The sequence below is a fragment of the Sphingomonas bacterium genome, assembly GCF_903644055.1.
Lineage (GTDB): Bacteria > Pseudomonadota > Alphaproteobacteria > Sphingomonadales > Sphingomonadaceae > Sphingomonas_I.
Genome location: NZ_CAHJXD010000265.1, coordinates 1 through 3,665, shown reverse-complemented (window position 1 = coordinate 3,665; position 3,665 = coordinate 1). Strand labels below are relative to the sequence as shown.

At 64.7% G+C, this 3,665-nt stretch carries 3 protein-coding genes; all 3 read left to right on the top strand.

The window, feature by feature from the left end:
- Positions 1-75: 75 nt before the first annotated feature.
- The 3 genes from HUU94_RS11590 to HUU94_RS11580 all read left to right on the top strand — a co-directional run bounded on the left by HUU94_RS11590 (position 76) and on the right by HUU94_RS11580 (position 3,229).
- Positions 76-1,440 carry a dihydroorotase gene (locus HUU94_RS11590; protein WP_174275230.1) on the top strand — a complete coding sequence of 455 codons (1,365 nt, stop codon included), beginning with the start codon at positions 76-78 and terminating at the stop codon, positions 1,438-1,440.
- A gap of 36 nt (positions 1,441-1,476) precedes the next feature.
- Complete coding sequence (locus HUU94_RS11585) at positions 1,477-2,082, top strand: NADPH-dependent FMN reductase (RefSeq protein WP_174275229.1); 606 nt, start codon at positions 1,477-1,479, stop codon at positions 2,080-2,082.
- 172 nt (positions 2,083-2,254) lie between these two features.
- Positions 2,255-3,229, top strand: a complete 975-nt coding sequence (locus HUU94_RS11580; RefSeq protein ID WP_174275228.1) for a LysR family transcriptional regulator — start codon at positions 2,255-2,257, stop codon at positions 3,227-3,229.
- Positions 3,230-3,665 lie beyond the last annotated feature (436 nt).

Here is a 3,665-nt window from a genome sequence, read left to right as displayed (position 1 = left end):
GTGGGTGCTCGACGCCTACCGCCGCGCACTCCAGCACAGCAACCCGCACCCCCCCCCAATCAGCCAAGCCGCCTGATGCACTTCGATCTGATCCTGCGCGGCGGCTCGGTCATCACATCCGATGCCCAGACGAGGGGCGACGTGGCAATCGCGGGTGGCATCATCCGCGCCATCGTCGCGCCGGGCGCGGCGGTCGATGCGGGTGAGGAGCTGGACGTGTCCGGCAAGCTGCTGTTCCCGGGCTTCGTGGATGCGCATGTCCATGTTCCAGGGCACATCCTCGACACCAAGCTCGACAACTACACTACCGCCACCCGCGCTGCGGCGGCCGGCGGCGTCACGACCGTGCTGCTGATGCCGACGGATGATCCGTGCAGCGTCACGCCGATCTACTTCGACAAGAAGCGGCTTGCCGGCGAGGGGCGGTCGCTCGTCGATTTCGCGTTGCAGGCGATGGTAGGCCCACGCAGCGAGGACGAGCATGTCGATGAACTCAGCGCGCTTGGCGCGGTCTCGTTCGAGATATTCCTCGCTTATGGCGGTATGCCAGGCTTCATCATCGGCGACAGCGACTATCAGTTGCAGCGGGTGATGGACATGATCGGCGCCGTGGGCGGGATCGCCGGCGTCACGCCTCACTCCCCATCGCTGATGACGGAGCTGACTAGGCTCAAGCGCGGGCCGGAGCGGATCGCGAAGCCCAACGTGGAGCAGCGGGCCGAGACGCGACCGGTGCTCTCGGAATCGCTCGGCATCGCCCGCGCCTGCACCGCCGCCGCCGAGACGCGGACCGAGGTGCATCTGCGCGCGCTGTCCTCGCGCAACTCGCTCGATATCGTCCGCCGGTTCAAGGATGGCGGTACGGTGACCGCGGAGGTGATGTCGCACCACCTCGTCTTTTGCGAGCGGCAGGCACGCAGGATGGGTGCGTATGGCGTGATCGTGCCGCCGATTCGCAGCGCGGACGACCGCGATGCGCTGCGCGACGGGGTACGGGGCGAGCTGATCGACATGGTGGTCAGCGACCATTCTCCCGCCCTTCCCGAGGACAAGGAACGCGGCCAGGACGACATCTGGCTCGCGCCCCCCGGAATGCCGGGTCTCCAGACCTTGTTCTCGTCGATGATGGTGCTGGTCGATCGCGGTGTTCTCCGGCTGCCGGACATCGCACGGCTCTGTTCCGATCAGCCTGCCCGCCGTTTCCGGCTCGGCGCCAAGGGCCGCATCGCCGAAGGGGCCAACGCGGACATCGTGGTCGTCGATCCTAAGGCGCCGCTCAGAGTCCGCAACGAAGACCAGCATAGCCGCGCCAACTACACGACATTAGCAAATTTTAGTGTCAGCGCCTCGATCGAGCGGGTCTTCCTACGCGGAGAGACGATCTACGCCGGCGGTCGTTTTCCCTCGCCGCCGACCGGCAAGTTCGTCCGGCCGGACTGATCGCGCGCGCCCCTCTCAAGCATCTCAGGAGATACCATGAAGGACGCCATCACCGAACAGCCGCTGAACATGCTGGCCATCTGCGGAAGCCTGCGCGAGAAATCCTTCAGCGCGGCACTCGTGCGCGAGCTGCCCGGGTTGGCGCCGGGCTGGGTAACGATCGTGGAGTCGTCGTCGATCGGCAACGTGCCGCATTATGACGGCGATCTGGAGGTGGCGAGCGGCGTGCCGTCCGGCGCGATGCAGCTTGGCCAGATGATAAGCGACGCCGATTCAGTCGTGATTGTCTCGCCCGAATATAATACATCGATCCCCGGGGTGCTGAAGAACGCCATTGACTGGGTGTCGCGCGTCCCTGGCGGGCCGTTCGCGAATAAGCCGGTGCTGATCGCCTCGGCGTCGCCCGGGCCGTTCGGTGGTGTGCGGATGCACCAGCATCTGCGGCAGGTTCTCTCGGGCGTGGGCGCCTATACCTACCCGCGGCCCGATATCGCGGTGGGACTGGCAGGGCAGCGGTTCGACGAGGAAGGCCGCCTGATCGACGATGCCATGCGTGAGTTGATCCGCAAACAGCTGGCGGATTTCGCCGTCTTCACCCGCAAGCTGATTCGCGAGCTCGACGACGAGGACGACAGGCGCTGAGGCGGGCAGGGAGGGCAGCCATGAGCCTGGGTCCGGGCCGGTCCCTCGGCGGTCAACGGCTGAGCGAAGCCGGAACCCTGCGCCATCGGACGTGACTTGCTTGTCGCAGCGGACGGACCCTATCTCAGCCTCCCGGCCGGATGGGCGGGGCAATGCCGGCAGGGAGCGAGCCATGAGTAAGCATCGCGAGGTGCTCGAGCCAAGCGCGATCTTTGCCCGCAATATCGACTGGAACCTGTTCAAGGTCTTCTATGAGATTGCCCGGCGCGGGAGCATCACGAGCGCCGCGAACGCGCTCAATCGCACCCAGCCCAGTATCAGTGCCGCGCTCCAGCGATTGGAAGGGTATGTCGGCAGCCCGCTATGCGCCCGGACCAGCAAGGGCGTGCTGCTGACGGTGCATGGCGAGCACCTCTATTCGGCGTGCCAGCACATCTACGAGGTCGTCCAGAGCACCTCGCGCGAAGCGTCGATCCTGCGCGGCGACGTGTCCGGCGTCGTCACGCTGCGGGTGATCGCCTCGCTATACCTGCAGCCGCGCCTGACGGAGATGATCGAGAGCTTCCACGCGCTCTATCCTCGTATCGAGATCAAGCTCGACGTCGCGCCGTGGCGGCAGATCCTTCAGTCGTTGCAGAATGGGGAGGTGGAGCTTGCGATCGGGTTCGACCCCAATCCGGGTGACGGGCGGACGCACATCCTGCTTTCGGAGCAGACGCAGCAACTCTATTGCGGACCTGCTCACCGGCTGTTCGGCAAGCGTGTCGCGTCACCTTCGGAGCTGCGCGATGAGCCTTTCGTAATTACCCATGACGAACCTACACCCTATGTCGAATTCCGTGAAAAATACGGCATCGGAAGGCCGACCGGCGGCTATGCCGACGGCTTGTACGAGCGCATGTGGCTTATTGAGATCGGCATGGGCATCGGTTTTCTACCGCAGCCGGTGGTCGAAGCATCGCCGTTCAGGGACAAGCTGTCGCCGCTCCTCTCAGAGAACGTCGCGCTTAAATGGAACGTCTATCTCATGGCTCGATCGCAGAGTGCGCGCAGCGCCCCTGCGCAGCTGCTGTTCGAGACCGCGGAGGCATATTTCGCCGGCTCGGCCGCAGACGAGCCGCACAGCGTCGCTACGTCGGTGGGTTGATTCTGTCACTCGCTCTCTGGCGCCGTCAGCGCAGACCGTTTGGTCCATCTTCTTGAGCAGGCCGCCGGCAGTTCATCGTCCGCCAGGACCGAACCACCGCCTGCTTTCATGCAGGCGCGATCGGGCAAGCCTTGTTTCGGGTCTTGTCAGACCGTCAGGCGGGGCTGCGCTCGCCGGAGGGTGAGCGGCAGCATGAACCAGCACTGGTCCATGAGCCTCGACGATGCAGTTCGAAATGCGAGGCTTGGCGCAGAGACTATAACGAGGTGCGGCCATATAGCGATATTGGCGACAAGCCGCCGATATCGCTGGTGAACCGGTCAGCGGTACATGGCCCGCCCTGGCCCTCAGAAGCCGTATGTCAATCGGCGCGCAAAGTTGACCCCGGATCGGCGTCGAACATTGACCCCCATGAGCTTTGGGAGTGGGTTGTCCC